General features: G+C 74.8%; 18 protein-coding genes. 12 read left to right on the top strand and 6 right to left on the bottom strand.

Annotation, left to right across the window (positions count from 1 at the left end):
- Positions 1–297: 297 nt before the first annotated feature.
- From AC5RWQ_RS01045 to AC5RWQ_RS01005, 9 genes are all read left to right on the top strand, one after another.
- Positions 298–2,046 (top strand): ATP-binding protein, encoded by a 1,749-nt coding sequence (locus tag AC5RWQ_RS01045; RefSeq protein WP_494280850.1) that lies wholly within the window; start codon positions 298–300, stop codon positions 2,044–2,046.
- 16 nt (positions 2,047–2,062) lie between these two features.
- On the top strand, positions 2,063–3,211 hold the full coding sequence (locus AC5RWQ_RS01040; RefSeq protein ID WP_494280849.1) for an exonuclease SbcCD subunit D: 1,149 nt from the start codon (positions 2,063–2,065) through the stop codon (positions 3,209–3,211).
- Positions 3,211–5,688, top strand: coding sequence for an AAA family ATPase (locus tag AC5RWQ_RS01035; RefSeq protein ID WP_494280848.1), 2,478 nt, complete (start codon positions 3,211–3,213; stop codon positions 5,686–5,688). Before AC5RWQ_RS01040 ends, AC5RWQ_RS01035 begins: the two co-directional genes overlap by 1 nt.
- Before the next feature lie 149 nt (positions 5,689–5,837).
- Complete coding sequence (locus AC5RWQ_RS01030) at positions 5,838–6,806, top strand: hypothetical protein (protein ID WP_494280847.1); 969 nt, start codon at positions 5,838–5,840, stop codon at positions 6,804–6,806.
- Entirely contained in the window at positions 6,806–7,663 is an 858-nt protein-coding gene (locus AC5RWQ_RS01025) for a spermidine synthase (RefSeq protein WP_494280846.1), read from the top strand. The genes AC5RWQ_RS01030 and AC5RWQ_RS01025 overlap by 1 nt, the downstream gene beginning before the upstream one ends.
- Positions 7,664–7,744: 81 nt before the next feature.
- A complete protein-coding gene (locus AC5RWQ_RS01020) occupies positions 7,745–8,443 on the top strand; it encodes a sigma-70 family RNA polymerase sigma factor (RefSeq protein ID WP_494280845.1) in 699 nt (232 codons plus the stop codon).
- Positions 8,440–9,219, top strand: a complete 780-nt coding sequence (locus tag AC5RWQ_RS01015) for an anti-sigma factor family protein (protein ID WP_494280844.1) — start codon at positions 8,440–8,442, stop codon at positions 9,217–9,219. The genes AC5RWQ_RS01020 and AC5RWQ_RS01015 overlap by 4 nt, the downstream gene beginning before the upstream one ends.
- A 208-nt stretch (positions 9,220–9,427) precedes the next feature.
- Entirely contained in the window at positions 9,428–10,078 is a 651-nt protein-coding gene (locus tag AC5RWQ_RS01010) for a COG4315 family predicted lipoprotein (RefSeq protein ID WP_334485423.1), read from the top strand.
- A 350-nt stretch (positions 10,079–10,428) separates the two neighbouring features.
- Entirely contained in the window at positions 10,429–11,346 is a 918-nt protein-coding gene (locus tag AC5RWQ_RS01005) for a DNA-3-methyladenine glycosylase family protein (RefSeq protein WP_494280843.1), read from the top strand.
- A 49-nt stretch (positions 11,347–11,395) separates the two neighbouring features.
- On the opposite strand, the gene AC5RWQ_RS01000 is transcribed toward AC5RWQ_RS01005, so the two are convergent.
- The 3 genes from AC5RWQ_RS01000 to AC5RWQ_RS00990 all read right to left on the bottom strand — a co-directional run bounded on the left by AC5RWQ_RS01000 (position 11,396) and on the right by AC5RWQ_RS00990 (position 12,760).
- Positions 11,396–11,896, bottom strand: a complete 501-nt coding sequence (locus AC5RWQ_RS01000) for a DUF1990 domain-containing protein (protein WP_494280842.1) — start codon at positions 11,894–11,896, stop codon at positions 11,396–11,398.
- An 80-nt stretch (positions 11,897–11,976) separates the two neighbouring features.
- The gene (locus tag AC5RWQ_RS00995; protein ID WP_494280841.1) at positions 11,977–12,399 is read right to left on the bottom strand and encodes an SRPBCC family protein; all 423 of its coding nucleotides are present in this window, start codon (positions 12,397–12,399) and stop codon (positions 11,977–11,979) included.
- 151 nt (positions 12,400–12,550) lie between these two features.
- Complete coding sequence (locus AC5RWQ_RS00990; RefSeq protein ID WP_334485431.1) at positions 12,551–12,760, bottom strand: hypothetical protein; 210 nt, start codon at positions 12,758–12,760, stop codon at positions 12,551–12,553.
- Between the two features lie 135 nt (positions 12,761–12,895).
- On the opposite strand from AC5RWQ_RS00990, the gene AC5RWQ_RS00985 reads away from it, so the two are divergent.
- Together AC5RWQ_RS00985 and AC5RWQ_RS00980 are read left to right on the top strand one after the other, a co-directional pair.
- Positions 12,896–14,011, top strand: coding sequence for an ATP-dependent DNA ligase (locus AC5RWQ_RS00985; RefSeq protein WP_494280840.1), 1,116 nt, complete (start codon positions 12,896–12,898; stop codon positions 14,009–14,011).
- Between the two features lie 54 nt (positions 14,012–14,065).
- Positions 14,066–15,634: an alpha/beta hydrolase gene (locus tag AC5RWQ_RS00980; protein WP_494281140.1), complete on the top strand. Its 1,569-nt coding sequence runs from the start codon at positions 14,066–14,068 to the stop codon at positions 15,632–15,634.
- Here AC5RWQ_RS00980 and AC5RWQ_RS00975 read toward each other — a convergent pair.
- Positions 15,561–16,073: a potassium channel family protein gene (locus AC5RWQ_RS00975; RefSeq protein ID WP_494280839.1), complete on the bottom strand. Its 513-nt coding sequence runs from the start codon at positions 16,071–16,073 to the stop codon at positions 15,561–15,563. The two genes, AC5RWQ_RS00980 and AC5RWQ_RS00975, sit on opposite strands and share 74 nt — an antisense overlap.
- A gap of 74 nt (positions 16,074–16,147) precedes the next feature.
- On the opposite strand from AC5RWQ_RS00975, the gene AC5RWQ_RS00970 reads away from it, so the two are divergent.
- The gene (locus tag AC5RWQ_RS00970) at positions 16,148–16,600 is read left to right on the top strand and encodes a GNAT family N-acetyltransferase (RefSeq protein ID WP_494280838.1); all 453 of its coding nucleotides are present in this window, start codon (positions 16,148–16,150) and stop codon (positions 16,598–16,600) included.
- Positions 16,601–16,777: 177 nt separating this feature from the next.
- On the opposite strand, the gene AC5RWQ_RS00965 is transcribed toward AC5RWQ_RS00970, so the two are convergent.
- Together AC5RWQ_RS00965 and AC5RWQ_RS00960 are read right to left on the bottom strand one after the other, a co-directional pair.
- Positions 16,778–17,497 carry an ABC transporter ATP-binding protein gene (locus tag AC5RWQ_RS00965; protein ID WP_494280837.1) on the bottom strand — a complete coding sequence of 240 codons (720 nt, stop codon included), beginning with the start codon at positions 17,495–17,497 and terminating at the stop codon, positions 16,778–16,780.
- Complete coding sequence (locus AC5RWQ_RS00960) at positions 17,494–18,492, bottom strand: ABC transporter ATP-binding protein (RefSeq protein WP_494280836.1); 999 nt, start codon at positions 18,490–18,492, stop codon at positions 17,494–17,496. The genes AC5RWQ_RS00965 and AC5RWQ_RS00960 overlap by 4 nt, the downstream gene beginning before the upstream one ends.

Genomic DNA, 18,492 nt, shown 5'->3' with positions numbered 1-18,492 from the left:
CCAGCCGGACCGCGCCGGAAGTACGGATTTCGTTGTGGCGGCGGGCGAACCGGGGCGGCCGGGACGCCACACCGGTGCACCGATGACCGGCTGCGCGGCAAGGTTCCGAGCCGAACACCCGGTGACCGCAGACGGGTCCGGACAGGGCGACGCTGCGTGCGCCGCCGGTGACGCTCCGGCGGACGCGCTGTCGCCCGGCGTGGCGTCCGCCGCGTCGCGTGGCAACCTGTCGTACTCCTCGGGCAGGATGCACCACGTGTGCCGTGACCGGAACGACCAGCTGACCGGAGCCCGCCGATGACCGACGACCTGCGCGAGGGCCCCGGCCAGCCGGTGGGCCGGGTGCTCGGCACCGCCGACGCCACCCCGCTGCAGTTCTGGACGGCCGTCTCCCCGGACAGCTACCTCCAGCTCGACGACGTGGTGGTGACCCGCCGCGAGCTGCCCGACCGGGAGCCGGTGACGATCGCCGGGGTGGTGACCCAGGTCCGGGCCCGGCACGAGGGCGCCCAGTTCGACTCGGACGTCTTCGCCATCGCCGACGGCACCCTCCCGGCCCAGGTGCAGGAGGCCGCCGAGATCACCACCACCCGGGTCGACCCGGAGTTCTACGTCCCCCCCTCGCCGGGCGCGGCGGTCTACCGGGCCGAGGGCGACGCCCGGGCCCGGGCGCTGCACTTCGACCGGATGGAGCGGCGGATCCCGATGGGGATGGGGCGCGACGGGGTGCCGGTCTACCTCAACGCCGACTTCCTCGACGGCAGCCGGGGCGCGCACGTCTCCATCTCCGGCATCTCGGGGGTGGCCACCAAGACCAGCTTCGCCACCTTCCTGCTCTACTCGGTCTTCCGCTCCGGCGTGCTCGGCGGCGACGCGGTCAACGTCAAGGCGCTGATCTTCAACGTCAAGGGCGAGGACCTGCTCTTCCTCGACCACCCCAACGCCCGGCTCGACGACCCGACCCGGGCCGCGTACGCGAAGCTCGGCCTGGACGCCGGGGCCTTCCCCGACGTGCGGGTCTACGCCCCGCCCCGGGTCGGCGACTCGTCCGGCACCCCCGACGTGAGCAGCCGGCTCACCGGCGTCGACAGCTTCTACTGGACGCTGAGCGAGTTCTGCGCCGACCGCCTGCTGCCCTACGTCTTCGCCGATGCCGACGACGAGCGCCAGCAGTACACGATGGTGGTCCACTCGGTCGCCGCCCACCTGGCCCGCTACGCCCAGCCCGCCGACGGCGGGGTCAGCGTCGACGGGGTCCGGCTCGGGTCGTACGGCGACCTGGTCGACCACATCGTCGAGCAGCTCAACGACGACGAGACCCGGAGCGACTGGGCGGGCAGCGCGGTCGGCCTGGGCACGGTCAACGCGTTCGCGCGCCGGCTGATCGGCAGCAAGAAGGACCTCGGCCGGCTGATCCGGGGCGACCTGGCCACCCGCCGCCCGCACTCGATCAACACGGCGGAGAGCGCCCAGGTCACCGTCGTCGACCTGCACAACCTGCCGGACCGCGCACAGCGATTCGTGGTCGGCGTGACGCTCAAGAGCGAGTTCGAACGCAAGGAGAAGTCCGGCACCGCGAAGCCGTTGCTCTTCGTCGTCCTCGACGAGCTCAACAAGTACGCCCCGCGCGAGGGCTCCTCCCCGATCAAGGAGGTGCTGCTGGACATCGCCGAGCGGGGCCGCTCGCTCGGGGTGATCCTGGTCGGCGCGCAGCAGACCGCCAGCGAGGTCGAGCGGCGTATCGTCACCAACTCGGCGATCCGGGTGGTCGGCCGGCTCGACCCGGCCGAGGCGTCCCGCCCGGAGTACGGCTTCCTCCCACCGGCCCAGCGGCAGCGGGCGCTGCTGGCCAAGCCGGGCACCATGTTCGTCAACCAGCCGGACATCCCCGTCCCGCTCTGCCTGGAGTTCCCCTTCCCCGCCTGGGCGACCCGGGTCTCCGAGGCGGGGCGGCCGCCCTCGCAGACACTGCGCTCGATCACCCAGTCCGTCGACCCGTTCGCGGTGGTCGGCTCGGGCTCCGGCGACGACGACATCCCGTTCTAGAGGGGGCTCCCCACCCGTGAAGATCCTGCACACCTCCGACTGGCACGTCGGCAAGGTGCTCAAGGGGCAGCCCCGCCTCGACGAGCACAAGCAGGTGCTCGCCGGCGTCATCGAGATCGCCGCCGCCGAGCGTCCCGACCTGGTCATCGTCGCCGGCGACCTCTACGACACCGCCGCGCCGACCGCCGAGGCGACCCGGCTGGTCACCCGGGCGCTGACCGCGCTGCGCCGCACCGGCGCGGAGGTGGTGGCGATCGGCGGCAACCACGACAACGGTCAGGCCCTCGACGCGCTGCGGCCCTGGGCCGACGCCGCGGGCATCACCCTGCGCGGCGGCGTCCGGGACAATCCGGCCGAGCACGTCATCGACGGCGTCACCCGCGACGGCGAGCGCTGGCAGCTCGCCGCGCTGCCCTTCCTCTCCCAGCGGTTCGCGGTCCGCGCGGTGGAGATGTACGAGCTGACCGCCGCCGAGGCGACCCAGACGTACGCCGACCACCTCGGCCGGGTCCTCGCCCGGCTCACCGAGGGCTTCACCGAGCCCGACCGGGTGCACCTGGTCACCGCGCACGTCACCGTGGTCGGGGCGAGCACCGGCGGCGGCGAGCGGGACGCGCACACCGTGCTCGGCTACGCGGTCCCGGCGACGGTCTTCCCGGGCACCGCCCACTACGTGGCGCTCGGCCACCTGCACCGCGCCCAGCGGGTGATCGGCCCCTGCCCGGTCCGCTACAGCGGCAGCCCGCTCGCGGTCGACTTCGGCGAGCAGGAGAACGTCCCCTCGGTCACCCTGGTCGAGGTCACCGCCCGGACGGCCGCCCAGATCCGCGAGGTGCCGGTGCCGGCGGCGGTACCGCTGCGCACCGTCCGCGGCACCCTCGCCCAGCTCGCCGAGATCACCCCGCCGGAGGGCTGGCTGCGGGTGTTCGTCCGCGAGCAGCCCCGGGCCGGCCTGCGCGAGGAGGTGCAGGAGCTGCTCCCCCGCGCGCTGGAGATCCGGATCGACCCGGAGCTGGTTCCCACCCCCGGCAGCGGCACCCGGACGGCCCAGCGCGCCGGGCGTTCTCCCCGCGAACTCTTCGCCGACTACCTGGACAGCAAGGGCCACGACGACGACGGGGTGCGGGAGCTCTTCGACGAGCTCCTCGAGGAGGTCGACCGCTGATGCGCCCGATGCGGCTGGACATGGCGGGCTTCACCGTCTTCCGCGACGAGACCACCGTTGACTTCACCGACGCGGACTTCTTCGTCCTGGTCGGCCCGACCGGCTCGGGCAAGTCCACGGTGCTGGACGCGATCTGCTTCGCGCTCTACGGCACGGTCCCCCGCTGGGGCGGCACCCGCGGCCTGGCCAACGCGTTGGCGCCGTCGGCCACCGAGGCCCGGGTCCGGCTGGTCTTCGAGTCGGCCGGGTCCCGCTACGTGGCCACCCGGGTGGTCCGGCGCGACGGTCGGGGCGCCGTCAAGACGGCCAACGCCGGCCTCCAGCTCATGCCGGCCGGCTTCGACGTGACCAAGTTGGACACCGGGCTGAGCCCGGAGGATCTCGGCGAGGTGGTCGCCGGCACCCCGGCCGAGATGGAGGCCGCGGTGCTGGAGGCGGTCGGGCTGCCGTACGAGCAGTTCACCTCCTGCGTGGTGCTGCCGCAGGGGCAGTTCGCCGACTTCCTGCACGCCAAGCCGGCCACGCGGCAGCAGATCCTGGTCAACCTGCTCGGCCTCGGGGTCTACGAGGACGTGCAGAAGCGGGCCACCGAACGCGCCGGCCAGGCCGAGGCGAAGCTGGAGGCGGTCGACCGGATGCTCGGCGGGCTCGCCGATGTCGACGACGAGGCGGTGTCCGGGGCGCAGGCACAGGTCGACCGGATGCGCGAGCTGGGCGCGGCGGTCGCGGTGGCCGTACCGGAGCTGGAGCGGGCCCGGGCGACGGCGCGGGAGGCGACCGGGGCGCTGGCCGGTCTCGACGCCGAGCTGAAGGTGCTGGCCGCGGTGCGCGCTCCCGACGGGATCGCCGAGCTGGCCCGGGCGGTCACCGCCGCCCGGGCGGCGGCCGACGAGGCGGCCGCCGCGGTGGGGCTGGCCGAGGAGCGGGAGGAGAAGCTGCGCGGCGAGCTGGCCGCGGCCGGCGACGAGAGCGCGCTGCGCCTGCAGCTCAAGGCGTACACCGACCGGGACCGGCTGACCGGCGAGGCGGACACCGTCCGGGCGGCGGTGACCGCGGCGCAGGCCGAGCACGACGCGGCGGCCGGGGCCCTGGCCGCGGCCCGGGCGGCAGCCGAGCGGGCCGACGCGGAGCTGGAGGCGGCGTTCCGGGCGCACGAGGAGGCGAAGGCCACCGACCAGGCCGTGGCGCTGCGGGCGCACCTGGTCGACGGCGCGCCCTGCCCGGTCTGCGAACAGGTGGTGACCGGCGTGCCGGCGGTGCCGGCCGGGTCGGCCGTGCCCGCCGCCCTCGCCGCCGGGAAGGCCGCGCGGGCGGCCAGCGAGACGGCGAAGCGGACGGTGCAGGAACGCGACGCCGCCGCCCGCGACCTGGAGCGGGTGCTGCTGCGGGCCCGCGCCCGGCACGACCAGCTCCGCGCCCGACTGGCCGAGCTGGACGACCAGCTCGCCGACGCCGCCGCCCCGGCCGCGTTGCGGGCGGCGCTGGACGAGCACGCCCGGCTGCGCCGGGTGCTGGACGAGGCGGCGACCGCGGTACGCGCCGGACGGGACGCCGCGCGGCGGGCCCGGGGCGCGCTGGACGCCGCCGAGGATCGGCTGCGCCGGGCGTGGCGGGACTTCGACACGGCCCGGGACCGGCTCGCCCGGTTCGGCCCGCCCGCGGCCGATCGCGACGACGTGGCCGCCGCCTGGGCCGCTCTGGCCGGATGGGCCGGCGGCGAGGCCGACCGGCGGCGGGCCGACCGCACCGGGCTGGTCGGCTCGGTCACCGCGGCCCAGACGGCGGCGGCCGAGGTCGAGGAACGGATCGCCGCCCACTTCACCGCCGCCGGGCTGGACGTCGCCGACGACGACCCGGGCCGGGCCGCCGCGGTGGCGGCGGAACGCGCCGAGGCCGAGCTGCGCCGGCTGGTCGAGCGACGCGAGCAGGCCGCCGAGCTGCGCGGTCAGCGGGCCGGCCACGAGCGGGAGTCCCGGGTGGCCCGGGCGCTGGCCGGGCACCTGCGGGCCAACAACTTCGAGCGCTGGCTCCTGGCCGAGGCGCTGGACCTGCTGGTCGACGGCGCCTCAGGGATCCTGCGCGAGCTCTCCCAGGGCCAGTACGACCTGGTCCACGACAAGGGCGAGTTCTTCGTGGTCGACCACCACGACGCGGGGCTGCGCCGGGGGGTGCGCACCCTCTCCGGCGGGGAGACCTTCCAGGCGTCGCTGGCGCTGGCGCTGGCGCTGTCCGAGCAGCTCGCCGGGATGTCCACCACCGCCGCCAGCCTGGAGTCGATCGTGCTGGACGAGGGCTTCGGCACCCTCGACGCGGCCACCCTGGACACGGTCGCCGCCACCCTGGAGAGCCTGGCCGCCCGGGGTGACCGGATGGTCGGCGTGGTGACCCACGTGCCGGCGCTGGCCGAGCGGATCCCGGTCCGCTACGAGGTCCGCAAGGACGCCCGCACCGCCCGCGTCGAACGGACCGGCCTGTGAGCGCGAGGAGTGCAGCGCAGCGGAGCCCCGCAGTCGCGAACGAAAGGCACGCCCTGTGAGCGCGAGGAGTGCAGCGCAGCGGAGCCCCGCAGTCGCGAACGAAAGGCACGCCCTGTGAGCGCGAGGATTGTGGCACGGGCGGGGGCGGCGTGACCGGGCCGCGGCTCTTCGTCGACGCCTGGGACCCGGCGTACGGCGCGTCGTTCGAGGCCTCCGTCGGTGGGCCGGCCGCGCCGAGCAGCGCCCAGGTCGAGGCCGACGTCGAGCTGCCGGCGGTGGACTGGCGGGCGATCGGGCCCCGGCCGGGGCTGCGCGCGCCCGACGTGGTGCTGCTCGTCGACGGGGTACGCCGGATCGACGCCAGCGTCTGGACGGCCGAGGACGACGGCGCCTCGTTCCCGGGCATCGCCGCCTCGTACGCGGCCGGGGTGGTCCGCTGCGACCTGGAGCGCGGCGCGGCGGAGCTGGCCGGGGCGCAGGTCGGCCGGGGGCTCTTCACCGCCAGCCCGTCCGCCGAGGAGGTGGTCTGCGGCCGGATCCGCTACCCGGTGCACCGGGTCGGCGGGACGGGCGAGCTGAGCAAGCTGCCGGCCGCGGTGCAGGGGCCGCTGACCGCGCTGGAGGTGGCTGTCTCCGACGCCGCCCGCGCCGACGACGACCTGCTGGTGGTCGACGGCCCGCTGCGCAGCCGGCGGCAGCTGCCGCGCACCCTCGGCTACATCAAGACCCAGCACAGCCAGTACCTGGACGCGCGGCTCACCGCCGTGATCACCGGGCTCGCCCCGGGTGAGCGGTCCCCGGTGTTCCGGCTCGGCACCGCCTGGGGCGGCTGGTCGTGGTACCTGCGGCTGCCGGTGGCGCCGGGAGCGCCGTGGGCCGGCATCGTCCGGCTGGAGTGCTCGGCGGAACTGCCGCCGGAGGAGGCGATCGGGCTGGCCGACCTGTCGCTGGTCACCCTGCCCCGGTTCGCCTCGTCGCCGTACAAGGACCCGCGGGCCCCGCAGAACCTGGTCCCGATCGCCGGGCTGGAACGGCGGCTGCGCGGGCTGCTCGGCGACGCCCGGCTGCTGCACCGGGCGCTGACCATGGCCACCCGTGCCGGCGGGGTGCGCCGCTGATGGGCCGCCGCCGTGGCGACGACCGGATCGTCGCGCCGGTCGACACCGGCCAGGCCGAGCTGGTGCCGGACGCCGACCGGCCCCGGTCCTGGACGCTGCTGCTCGACGGCGCGCCGCAGTCGCACGTGGACCTCGCCGACCCCAACCACCTGGAGTTCGAGTACGTCCGCCGGCTCGGCGCCGCGCTGGACCTGCTCGCCCCGGCCGGTGCGTCGCTGCGGGTGCTGCACCTCGGGGGCGGGGCGCTGACCCTGCCGCGCTACGTGCAGGCCACCCGGCCGGGCTCGACCCAGCGGGTGTCCGAGGTGGACGGCGCGCTGGTCGAGCTGGTCCGCCGCGAGCTGCCCTGGCCGGCCGACCCCCGGCTGAAGGTCCGGGTCGCCGACGCCCGGGCCACCCTGGCGTCCACCCGGGACGCCGCGTACGACGTGGTGGTCGCCGACGTCTTCGCGGGCGCCCGCACCCCCGCCCATCTGACCAGCGTGGAGTACGCCGCCGAGGTGGCCCGGGTGCTGGCCCCGACGGGCTGGTACCTGGCCAACCTCGCCGACGGCCCACCGCTGCGGCACGCCCGCGCCCAGGTCGCCACCGTCCGCTCGGTACTGCCCCGGGCCTGCCTGGTCGGCGACGCGGGGGTGCTGCGCGGGCGGCGCTACGGCAATCTGGTGCTGGTGGCGGGCCGGGCCGAGCCGCCGGTGCCGGAGCTGACCCGACGCGCGGCCGGGGACTGGTTCCCCGGTCGGGTGCTCGCCGGCGACGAGCTGGACCGGTTCGCCGGCGGCGCCCCGGTGGTCCACGATGCCGACGCCACCGACTCCACCCCACCGCCGCCGGGAATTTTCTCGGTCCGCCGTTGATCCGCTGAGGGGAACCGTCCGTATCATCGGACGGCCCTCCCCGAATGGGCCGGCTGATGTCATTGGACACCAGGAGGTCTCATGCACGCGGTCGCGGCCGGCTGGCAGGGCGAGATGGCCAGGCCAGGGTGGATGTTCGCCCGCGCCCAGCCCCAGCCCCGGGCCACCAGGGCGGGACGGGGGGTCGACGCCGATCCCCCCGGTCGCCAGAATGGCCCGGTGACGCCGCGACCGGCGCCCGGACGCCACCAGGCGACCTCCCCGGAGGCCAGCCACTCCGACCAGCTGGTCCGGCTTCTCTACGCCGAACACGCCGGTCCGCTGCTGATGTTCGTGATGCGGCTGACCGGGGGTGACCGGCAGCGCGCCGAGGACATCGTGCAGGAGACCCTGCTGCGGGCCTGGCGCAACGCGCACCGGCTGGGCGTTCAGGGCCAGGGCTCGCTGCGGCCGTGGCTGGTCACCGTGGCCCGGAGGATCGCCATCGACGAGCACCGCAGCGAGCAGGCCCGGCCGGCGGAGACGTACGACCGGGATCTGACGGCGTTCGCCGAGGCGGACAGCACCGACCGGGTGCTGCGCACCATGACGGTCGCCGACGCCCTGCGTACGCTGAGCCAGTCGCACCGGGAGATCCTGGTGGCGACGTACTTCCGGGGGCGCACGGTGCCGGAGGCGGCCGAGGAGCTGGGCCTTCCGCTCGGCACCGCCAAGTCGCGGGTCTACTACGCGCTGCGCGCCCTGCGCACGGCTCTGCAGGAGAGGGGGGTGACGGAATGAGCCGGGCAGACCACATGGACGTCGCCGCGTACGCGCTCGGCGTGCTGGACGAGCAGGACACCGAACGGTTCGAGGAGCACCTCGCGACGTGCTGGGCCTGCGCCGCCGAACTGGAGACGATGGTCCCGGTGGTGGGGCTGCTCTCCGACATCGACGGCGAGACGATGATGGCGATGGAGCACACCGCCACGGATCCGGCCCTGTTGGACCGTACCCTCGGCGCGGTGCGCGCCCATCGACGGCGCGCCCAGTTCCGGCGGGTCTTCGCCACCGCCGCCGCGGTGGTGGCGGTCGGCGCGCTGAGCGGCCTGGGGGTGGCCGTCCTCGACGGCAACGGCGGCGGCGACCAGGTGATCGCCGAGCCGACGGTGACCGCGACGGTGGACGGGCCGGCGAGCCCGCAGCCGACCCGCTCCGGGCCGGCGGTCGGCGGCAACGAGATCGAGGGCGAGCAGCACGACGCCACCGACGGCAGCACCGGGGTGAAGGCCACCATGTGGCTGGCGAACAAGGAGTTCGGCACCTGGATCGGGTTCAACCTGACGAAGCTGCCCGGCCCGCGCACCTGCCGGCTGGTGGTGGTCCGCAAGAACGACACCACCGAGGTGGTCTCCACCTGGGCGGTGCCGGGCACCGGCTACGGCACCAACACCAACCCGCAGGATCTCCAGCTGGAGGCGTCCACTTCGGCGCCGCGCAACGACATCGTCAAGCTCCAGGTGCAGTCGGTGGATTCGAACGGGATCGCCAGCCCGCTGGTCACCGTCACGCCCTGACCCGCGCCGTACCGGATCGGCGTCGGCCCCTCGCGCGGGGCCGGCGCCGATTCGGCGTACCCGGTGACGGGCCCCGGTGTGCCTGCACACGTACGGCCGGCCGGATCGGTTCAACGGCCACCGAGTGAAATTGCCCACTCTCAACCGTTCAACCTTGACAGTGGCCCCTCCGTACTACTCGGTGAACTGCCAAGAATGAGGAGGGCACGTGGCACAGATGAAGCGGACCGTCATCGTCGCGAGCGCGATGGTCGCACTAACGGCCTGCGCTCCGGCGGGTTACGACGGAGCGAACTCCAGCGCCGCCGAGCCGGTCGCCGTCGCCGCGGCCGAGCCCACCGCGGCGGTCGAACCGGAGGCCAGCGCCTCCGCCGAGGCGCCCGCCGCCGAGCAGGCACCCCCGCCCGCCGACGTCCGGCTCACCGACCAGCTGGTCGGCAAGAAGGTGGCCCGGATGGGCAACGTCGTAATGGACCAGGACGGCTGGATCCTCTACCGCTTCGACAAGGACTCGGCCGACCCGCCGTCGTCGAACTGCGTCGACAAGTGCGCGCAGGTCTGGCCGCCGGCGCTGACCGACGGCAACCCGCAGCTGCAGGGCGTCTCCGACGACAAGGTCGGCACCGTCACCCGCCAGGACGGCACCCGGCAGATCACCATCGGCGGCTGGCCGGTGTACCGGTACATCGGTGACAAGAAGCCGGGCCAGTGGAAGGGCCAGGGCGTCGGTGGCACCTGGTTCGTGGTGGACCCGAACGGCAAGAAGAACCTGACCTGCCTGCCGACCGGCACGCCGAAGGCGGTCGCCCCGCCGGCGTCGAGCGACTCGGGCAGCGGCGACTCCGGCTACTCGTACTGAGCCAGTCGCCACCGAAAGACACGGTGGCCGGTCGCAGCCGGGGAGGGCGCGGCCGGCCACCGTCGCAGGATCCGGACGCCGGCGTACCGGCAACGTCGCGCGTCCGCCGATCGCGGCGCCGGCCCGTCGGCCGGCGCCGCGATTCCGGTGCCGGACCCCTGAGCCCTCCGGGAACGGACGCGGGCGGTGGGCGCGTCGACGCCAGCAGGCGCACCCGCCGAGGTTCCCCCGGACCTGCTCCCCCACGGCCGCTCGGGCGGCCGGTCCGACCCGGGGATGGAGGCACCGCCGACGTGCAGGGCGTCGGCGGTGTCGTCCGTCACGGGGGTGTGGCGTGGCAGAGTGTCGGGGTGACCCACGAGCCCGCCGCCAGCCGGGTGCTGTGCCCCCCGGCCGAGCACCGGCTGGGCGCGACCGTCCGGGCGCTCACCTTCAGCCCGTACGACCCGTGCGCCCGGATCGCGGCCGGCACCTTCTGGTGGGCCACCCGCACCCCCGCCGGTCCGGCCACCCTGGCGCTGCGTCCCGCCGGCGGGGAGCTGGTCGCCGAGGGGTACGGCCCGGGCGCCGACTGGGTGGTCGAGCGGGCCGACGCGGTCGCCGGGCTACGCGACGACCTGACCGGATTCGCCGAGCTGGCCGCCCGGCACCCGCTGGTGGCCGAGCTGGCCCGGCGGCACCACGGGCTGCGGATGCCGACGACCGGCCAGGTCTTCCCCCGGGTGCTGCGGGCGGTCTTCGAGCAGAAGGTCACCGGCAAGGAGGCGTACCGGGCGTACGCGGCGACCGTGCGGCACTTCGGTGAGCCGGCGCCCGGGCCGTTGCAGCCGCTGCTGCTACCGCCCGACCCGGCCGCGATCGCGGCGGCGCCGTACTGGGTCTTCCACCCGTTCGGAGTGGAGCAACGCCGGGCGGAGACGCTGCGCCGGGCGGCGGCGGTCGCCGAGCGGCTGGAACGCTGCGCGGACAGCGCCGAGGCCACCCGCCGGTTGACCGCGATCGCCGGCATCGGCCCGTGGACCGCCGCCGAGGTGGTCCGGGTCGCCTACGGTGACCCGGACGCGGTGAGCGTCGGCGACTACCACATCCCGAACACGGTGGCCTGGGCGCTGGCCGGCGAGGCCCGCGGCGACGACGCCCGGATGCTGGCCCTGCTGGAGCCGTTCCGCGGCCACCGGGGCCGGGTCTGCCGGCTGCTCGAGGCCGCCGGCATCCAGGCACCGAAGTTCGGGCCGCGGGCGCCGATCCGCTCCTTCGCCCGGTTCTGAACCGGGCGGCAGGTCGACGCCGGACGGTCGCCGGTCGCGTGCCCGCCGGTCAGCCGCCGGCGCAGAGCCGGCGCAGGGTCCGCCCCAGCCACCAGGCGTACGCGTGCTGGAAGGCCCGCGTCACCGGTCCGGCCGCCCGCACGTACCAGCGGAACGGGAGGCTGAACGCCAGCACCTCGAAGAAGACCCCGTCCGCCTCCCGGTGGACCAGGAACGCCTCCTCGCCGCGCTCCGGATGCCCGGGCAGGGTGCCGTAGCCCCAGCCGGCCCGCCGCTCGCCGGACTCGACCCAGACCACCTCGCACGGCCCCCAGAGCCGCAGCGGACCGACCCCCAGGCCCGGGGTGACCCGGACGCCGGGCTCGGCGCGCGGCGCGTCGGTGCGCATCACCACCCCGGCGGCCCGGTGCAGCCGCCAGCTCAGCACCGCCTCGGCCGCGACGGGGTAGCACCCGTCGGGCAGCCGGTAGCGGTGCCGCAGGTGGTGCCAGCCGGCCGGCAGTTCGCCCTGCCGAGTGGCGCCCACCTCCGGGTACGTCAGCTCGGACACGCCGTCCAGCCTAGGGCGAGCGCCCCGGCTCCGCCCGGCGTGCGCCCGCCCCCGCCGACGGCGGGACGGCCACGGCCCGGTCAGCCCCGCTCGCAGCGACGCCTGAGCCCGTCCGCCTCCATCCGCAGGTAACGCCGCAGCGCCCGGCCGCCGAGCAGGCTGGTCAGGGCAGCGAGCGGGCCGGTCTGCACCACGGTCAGCTCGACCCGCACCCGGCCGTCGGGCAGCGGCACGATCCGGTGCTCGCCCCGGCTGTGCACGCCCGGGCTGTCCGACTCCCAGGCGAAGAAGCGGGGCGGGTCGAACTCGGTGACCCGCCAGACCGCCGGACGCAGCCAGGGCTGTTCGAGGCGGGCGGTGGACCCCAGCGTGAACGGGCCGGGCTCGCCCCGGCGGGCCGCGCGGACCGACGCGGTCCACTCCGGCCAGCGCTCGACGTCGGTCTGCACCGCCCACACCCGGTCGATGTCGGCAGCGATCTCGGTCGACGTGGTGAACCGCATGCTGTCCTCCCCGTTGGTGCCGTCCGGCGGCGCGGACCGCCGCCCCAGGGGACGACGCTGCCGCGCGGAACGTGACGGGGCCATCCGCCGGGCGGTCGGCGGTGGGTCGACCACCCGGGGCGCGGCGAGGGGGCAGGGCCGGTCGTCGGCCTCAGGCGGCTTCGCGCAGGTCGGCCAGGCTGAGCGGGGTACGCCGGCGCAGCAGTTCCTCCAGCTCGGCGACGGTGCCGACCTCGCCGAGGACGTCCTTGCCGCCGCCGAAGCGGGCCGGGTAGCGGCGCACCAACCGGTAGCGCTGCCGGCCGCGTACCAGCTCGACGGTGACCCGCCAGCGGCCGCAGCAGTCGCACACCCACTCCACCCGGCGACGGTAGCTCTGACCTGGGGAAACGTGATCCGGGCGTGGGTGACGAGGGGGACGGGCGGGGACACGCCGTCGCGCCACCGGCGGTGATCTGCCTCACGGCTGTCGGTGCCGTCTGGTTGACTGGTCGCCGTGGACCTGCCGATCAATCCGCCGGTCGAACCGATGCTGGCAAAGAGCGTGGCCCGACTGCCCACCGACCCCGGTCTGACGTACGAGCCGAAGTGGGACGGCTTTCGGTGCATCGTGTTCCGCGACGGTGATGAGGTCGAGCTGGCCAGCCGGGGCGGCAAATCGATGACGCGCTACTTCCCCGAGGTGGTCGAGCAGGCCCGCCGGCAGCTGCCGGCGCGCTGCGCGGTCGACGGCGAGCTGATCGTGATCCGGCGGGACGGCCCGAGCGGTCAGCCCCGGCTCGACTTCGAGCTGCTCGCCCAGCGGATCCACCCGGCCGCCTCCCGGGTGAAGCTGCTGGCCGAGACGACGCCGGCCGACTTCGTCGCCTTCGACCTGCTCGCCCTCGGCGACGAGCTGTTGACCGACGAGCCCTACCCGGTCCGCCGGGCCCGGCTGGAGGAGGCGCTGGCCGGGGTCCGCCCGCCGGTGCACGTCACCCAGGTGACCAACGACCCGGAGGTCGCCCGCCGCTGGTTCGAGGTGTTCGAGGGCGCCGGGCTGGACGGGCTGATCGTCAAGGCGGCGGACCTGTCGTACCAGCCGGGCAAGCGGCTGATGTCCAAGGTCAAGCACGCCCGGACGGCCGACGTGGTGGTGGCCGGCTTCCGCTGGCACAAGTCCGGCCCGGTGGTCGGCTCGCTCCTGCTCGGTCTCTACGACGACGCGGGCGTGCTGCACCACGTCGGGGTGAGCGCGTCGTTCACCATGGCCCGCCGACAGGAGCTGCTGGAGGAGCTGGCGCCCTACCGGGACACCGGCGGCGAGCACCCGTGGGTGCACGGCGACCACGAGCGCGGCCAGCGCATCCCGGGCGGGGTGAGCCGGTGGACCGGCACCAAGAACCTGGAGTGGGAGCCGCTCCGGCCCGAGCTGGTGGTCGAGGTGGCCTACGACGCGATGGAAGGTGAACGGTTCCGGCACACCGCGCGGTTCGTCCGCTGGCGGCCCGACCGCGATCCCCGCTCCTGCCGCTACGACCAGCTCGACCGGCCGATCCGGTTCGATGTGGACCAGGTCCTGCGCGGCGATCCCGCGGCGACCGTCGCGCCGGCCGCCGCCGGCCCGGCGTAGCCTGGCCGGGCACACGATCACGGAGGCGTGCTGGTGACCTGCTCTACCCACCGGATCCGTCGGGTCCGGCTCACCCTGGCCGGGTTCGTCGCGGCCGCCCTGCTCGGCGCCGGTTGCACGATGCCGGCGTTCGCGCCGCGCACCGCGGGCGAGGGCACCGCCGCCGCGCCGGGCAGCGCCCCCGACTGGCGGGACTGTCCGGAGGTGGCGGAGGACCTGGTGGGCCGGGGCGCCCCGGGGATGCGGTACCAGTGCGCCAAGATCTCCGTACCCCGGAACTGGGGTTCCGGCGTCGCCAACGGCGCGACGGCCGGCCCGGGCAGCGGGGAGACCTTCGAGATCGCGTTGCTGCGGGCCCGCTCGTCGAAGCAGCGGGGTCGGATCGGCTCGCTGGTGATCAACCCGGGCGGGCCGGGCGGGTCCGGGGTGGACACCGCGGTCTACCTCTCCTTCGGCCCGACCTTCGGTGGGCTGCCCGCCTCGATCACCGACCGGTTCGACATCGTCGGCTTCGACCCGCGCGGGGTGTCCCGGTCCAGCCCGGTCAAGTGCATCTCCGACGCCGACCTCGACACCAGCTTCGGTTACGACCCCGACCCGCGCGGACAGGAGTCCTTCGACGACTACGTCGCGCTGAACCGGAAGGTCGGGCGCGGCTGCGGCGACCGGTACGGCGACCAGCTGCCGCTCTACGGCACCGAGCAGGCGGCCCGGGACATGGACGCGGTCCGCGCGGCGGTCGGCGACGACAAGCTCACCTACCTGGGCTACTCCTACGGCACCCTGCTCGGCGCCACCTATGCGCAGCTCTACCCGCAGCGGGTCCGCGCGCTGGTGCTCGACGGCGCGGTGGACCCGCAGCAGAAGCTGATCGCCGGCTCGGAGAGCCAGGCCAAGGGCTTCGAGCGCGCCTTCGGCAACTTCGCCCGGTGGTGCGCGGCCAACGCCGGCCGCTGCCCGATCGCCCCGGACGCCCGGGCCGCGGTGACCTCGGCGATCGACAAGGCCAGGGTCTCGCCGGTGAAGGGCGCCGACGGGCGGGAGGCCACCTCCGGATGGGTCTTCTACGCGGTGATCTCGTCGCTCTACACCGAGTCCGGCTGGGAGGAGCTGGCCCGGGCGATCGACCGGCTGGAGGGGGGCGACCCGACCGAGGTGTTCAAGCTCGCCGACGCGTACGCCGGGCGGGGCGAGGACGGGCACTACTCGAACCTCTTCGACGCCAACCTGGCGATCAACTGTGCCGACGAGACCGAGAAGCCCAGCCGGGAGCAGATCCGCCAGTTGCAGTCGCAGTGGCGGCAGAAGTACCCGCTGTTCGGGCCGTCCCTGGCCGTCGGGATGCTCGGTTGCGTGGAGTGGCCGGGCCAGCGGGACCCGTACCCGACCGGCAGGGCGGTGGGCGCCCCGCCGATCGTGGTGGTCGGCACCACCGGCGACCCGGCCACGCCGTACGAGCAGACGGCGCGGCTGGCCTCGATGCTGGGCGTGGGGCGGGTGCTGACCTGGGAGGGCGAGGGGCACACCGCCTACCCGCAGACGGCCTGCGTCACCGACGCCGTGGACGCCTATTTGATCTCCTTGACCGTTCCCAGAGCGGGGCTGCGCTGTCCGGCCCGTTGAGCGGCCGGTGCGGCTCCGGTTCGGGCAGCTCGATGCCCTGCCGGGCCGTCAACTCCTCCAGCAGCATCCGCATCCGCCGCACGTCCCGCTTCAGCTCCTCCTGCTCGGCATGCTCGAAGGCGTCGTCGTCGACGATGAGGCGGCTGGCGAAGTGCGCGGTGATCAGTGGGATGACCAGCAGCACCATCGTGGAGATCAGCAGCGCGGCGAGGGTGCGCCCCGCCCAGCTGGTCGGGGAGATGTCGCCGTAGCCGACGGTGGAGGCGGTGACCACCGCCCACCAGACCGCGTCGGCGGGGCTGCGGTTCTCCACCTCGCCGTAGATCACCCCGGCCACCACGATCATCAACAGGTACGACGTGATCAGCGTGCGCGGTGAGTTCGCGAACCAGACCAGCCCGCGGTAGACCCATCGGAAGGGCAGCAGCAGGATCTCCATGCCGCACCATGCTGCCCGGTGGAGGCAACCGGTGGGGGGACATCGCCCGGTGTCGCTGTGGCAGGCTGCCGACCATGAGCGATGTGATCCTCCGAGAGGCGGTCCGGGCGGACCTGCCCGCCGTCCTCGCCCTGCTCGCCGACGACGTGCTGGGCAAGGCCCGGGAGCACGCCGAGGTGGACGAGGCGTACGAGCGGGCCTTCGCGGACATCACCGCCGACCCGCGCAACGAGGAGATCGTCGCCGAGCGGGGCGGTGAGCTGGTCGGCTGCCTCCAGATCACCTACATCCCGGGGCTCGGCCGGCACGGCGCGGAGCGCGCCCTGATCGAGTCGGTGCGGGTCCGCGCCGACCAGCGCGGTCAGGGCCTGGGCCGGCGGATGATGGAGTGGGCCGTCGACCGGGCGCGGGAGCGGGGCTGCGCTCTGGTGCAGCTCACCACCGACAAGAGCCGGAAGGACGCGCACCGGTTCTATCGGAACCTCGGGTTCGAGGCGAGCCACGAGGGCATGAAGCTGCACCTGTGAACCGGGCATCGGCCGGACGGGCGGCGGACCTGCCGGTCGGACGCTACGAAGCTGATGACGCGAACGAATCACCCGGCACGACCGGCCCGTCCTAGGCGATGCCGTCAACGACATCACGTTCGTAGCGTCCGAGCACCCGTACCGAGCCCCCCGAAGGCTCGTCCCCGGCCCCGCCGGTCAGTCGTCGACGAGCTGGCCGTCGCGCAGGGTCAGGCTGCGGTCTGCCAGCTCGATCAGGCCGGCGTCGTGCGTCGCCACCAGTGCGGTCATCCCCCGGGCGTGCACGACCGCCCGGAGCAGGTCCATGATGGACCGCCCGGTCTCCGAGTCGAGCTGCCCGGTCGGCTCGTCGGCGATCAGCAGGTCCGGCTCGTTGGCCAGTGCCCGGGCCACCGCCACCCGCTGCTGCTGACCGCCGGATAGCTCGTACGGCCGCTGCGCGGCGTGCCCACCCAGCCCGACCAGTTCCAGCAGCACCGCCACCCGCTCCTCCCGCTCCCTCGCCGGCACCCGGGCCAGCCGCAGCGGCACGCCGACGTTCTCGGCCGCCGACAGAATCGGCACCAGCCCGAAGGTCTGGAACACGAAGCCCACCGTGCCCCGGCGCAGCCGCAGCAGCTCCGCCTCCCCCGCGCCCGTCACGTCGTGCCCGGCCACCCGGACCCGGCCGGTGTCCGGCCTGTCCAGCCCACCCACCAGGTTCAGCAGGGTCGTCTTGCCGGCGCCGGAGCGGCCGCGCACCGCCACCAGCTCGCCCCGCCTGGCGGTGAACGACACGTCCCGCACGGCGTGCACCGCCCGCGCGCCTCGCCCGAAGGTCCGGCTCACCGCCTCGACCCGGACCACCTCGTCACGCACCGCCGCCGCATCGGGGCGGACCGAGACCTGCTCACTCATGCGTCACTCCCGTTCTTCTCCGGCGTACGGTCGCCGGGGTGGACCTGCACGTGATCCGGTTCGAGGTTCAGCCGAACCCGGTCGCGCAGCGCCAAAGCGTCCACGAAGGGCGCCGGCAGCTGCATCCGGCCGCCGCGGTCGAGGACCGCGTACTCCTCGCTGACCAGCTCGGTGCTGCCGTCGGCGCCGAGCCGCGCGGTCCGGTGCACCTCGGAGGCGGTCCGGCCGTCGCGGATCGCGACGGTCCGGCGGACCTGCCCGGCCACGGCCTGGTCGTGGGTGACCACCACGACGGTCACCCCCAGCTCGGCGTTGATGGTCCGCAGCGCGGTGAACACCTCGGCGCCGGTCGCCTCGTCCAGCTCCCCGGTCGGCTCGTCGGCGAAGAGCACCTCCGGGTCGTTGGCGACCGCCACCGCCACCGCGCAGCGCTGCTGCTCGCCGCCGCTGAGCTGCCCCGGCCGCCGGTCGGCGCAGTACCCCACCCCGACCAGGTCGAGCAGCTCCTCCGCCCGCTGCCGGCGGGCCCGCCCCCCGCCACCCCGGCCGGCCAGCCGCATCGGCAGCTCCACGTTCTCCCGCGCGCTCAGGTACGGCAGCAGGTTGCGGCCGGTCTGCTGCCAGACGAAGCCAACCATCCGCCGCCGGTAGCTCAGCCGACGGCGGTTGGTGAGGTTGAGCAGGTCGTACTCCCCCACCCGGGCGATCCCGGCGGTCGGCGTGTCCAGCCCGGAGAGGATGTTGAGCAGCGTCGACTTGCCCGAACCCGAGGCCCCGACGATCGCCACCAGCTCGCCCCGGTCGATGACCAGGTCCAGCCCCTGAAGGGCCACCACCTCGACGCCCTCGGTCTTGAAGATCCGGACCAGGCCGTCGCAGACGATGTGCCCGCGCAGCCGGTCCTGGCCGCCGGCCCGCTCGGCGGCCCGCCGGGCCGCCCGCCGTTGCAGGTCGGCCAGATCGGGTACGACGGAACTCTCCGCGGTAGCGGTCAT

The organism is Micromonospora sp. BS32 (genome assembly GCF_059089345.1).
The sequence above is the reverse complement of the archived record's forward strand: the minus strand, read 5'-3'. Positions and strand labels throughout refer to the sequence as shown.